General features: G+C 34.8%; 2 protein-coding genes. One reads left to right on the plus strand and one right to left on the minus strand.

Going from position 1 to position 1,466, the window contains the following annotated elements; all coding sequences use genetic code 11:
• Positions 1–260: 260 nt before the first annotated feature.
• Positions 261–590: a CRISPR-associated ring nuclease Crn3/Csx3 gene (gene crn3, locus AFK68_RS00165; RefSeq protein ID WP_094670694.1), complete on the minus strand. Its 330-nt coding sequence runs from the start codon at positions 588–590 to the stop codon at positions 261–263.
• 201 nt (positions 591–791) lie between these two features.
• Between crn3 and AFK68_RS00170 the strand changes: the two genes are divergently transcribed.
• Entirely contained in the window at positions 792–1,352 is a 561-nt protein-coding gene (locus AFK68_RS00170) for an HD domain-containing protein (protein ID WP_210407141.1), read from the plus strand.
• Positions 1,353–1,466: the final 114 nt, after the last annotated feature.

Genomic DNA, 1,466 nt, shown 5'->3' on the forward strand with positions numbered 1-1,466 from the left:
AATTATTAATTATTAATTATTGAACTCCTTCCCAACATTCAATCAGTTTGTTGTTGGGTTTCCTTAACGTCAACCCAACCTACAAAATGCTTAATTATTAATTGTTAATTGTTAATTATTCGGTAATTCTAAAGTTAATATGGAACCAATAGTAACAGCATGAGTATGAGTAGAAACGACAACGGCACCAAGTCGAGGANTGTTGGGTTTCCTTAACGTCAACCCAACCTACAAAATGCTTAATTATTAATTGTTAATTGTTAATTATTCGGTAATTCTAAAGTTAATATGGAACCAATAGTAACAGCATGAGTATGAGTAGAAACGACAACGGCACCAAGTCGAGGATCGTAACAACCAACCCACGGTGCGGGATGGCATTCGTGAACCAAATAAGCATATAACCATATCGGTGCTTTACCTTCTATGACAACACCTTGTTGCCACTGAATATTCGGGGGTATTTTCAAACCTTTTAAGTCAGCAGGTGTAATAATACCGTCTGGTGTAGTCATCTCAATATGAAGATGTTGATATGGCATTCCATCAGTAGTTTGATGGGAAATTAATTTAAGTTGTATAGATGTCATTTCAGTTATCAGTTATGGGTTATCAGTTATCAGCTTTCAGTTATTAGTTTTTAGTTATTAGTACCTCCAAGACCTTATTTTTTTACTATTGATATTCTAACATGATGTAGAAGACAGCTCTTCTGCTCAGTATTTGGCCTGATAATATAGAAATATCCTCTTCTACAACTCCGTATACTTAAATATTAGGAGGAAAAAATTATGAGCATCAAACTCACAGAAAGATTTCAACAAGCATTGGTATTAGCTTACAACTTACATTCTCAACAGTTACGCAAAGACGGACGTACACCTTATATTGCTCACCTTTTAAGTGTTACTGCTTTGGTATTGGAAAATGGTGGGAATGAAGATGAGGCGATCGCTGCTTTATTACATGATGCAGTGGAAGATAGGGGAGGTATGGCAACTCGTCAACATATTCTGGAATTATTTGGAGAAACAGTTGTTGATATTGTTGATGGTTGTACGGAGTCGGAAACTATTCCTAAACCACCCTGGGAAGAGCGAAAATTACGTTATCTTCAGCAAATATCTAATGGCAGTAAATCTGTAAAACTTATTTCTCTTGCTGATAAACTGCATAATGGGAGAGACTTATTAGCTGCATTACGTCAAGAAGGAAAAATAGTATGGAAGCGCTTTAATGGAGGTAAAGAAAAAACTTTTTGGTTTTATCATTCTTTAGTTTCCTGTTATGAAGATGATAATTATCTCAAACAAGAATTTATGAGAATTATTGCTGAATTAGAAAAGTTTTAGGTGTATATAAAATCTGCTGACTTTGGAGAATAATATTTTACTATCAGTTTTGGTAAAAACTCCTTTGGTAGGGGTTTGGTCACCAAACCCCTACAATTATGTTTACTTATCCCC

This window comes from Hydrocoleum sp. CS-953, assembly GCF_002260545.1.
Classification (GTDB): Bacteria; Cyanobacteriota; Cyanobacteriia; order Cyanobacteriales; family Microcoleaceae; genus Trichodesmium.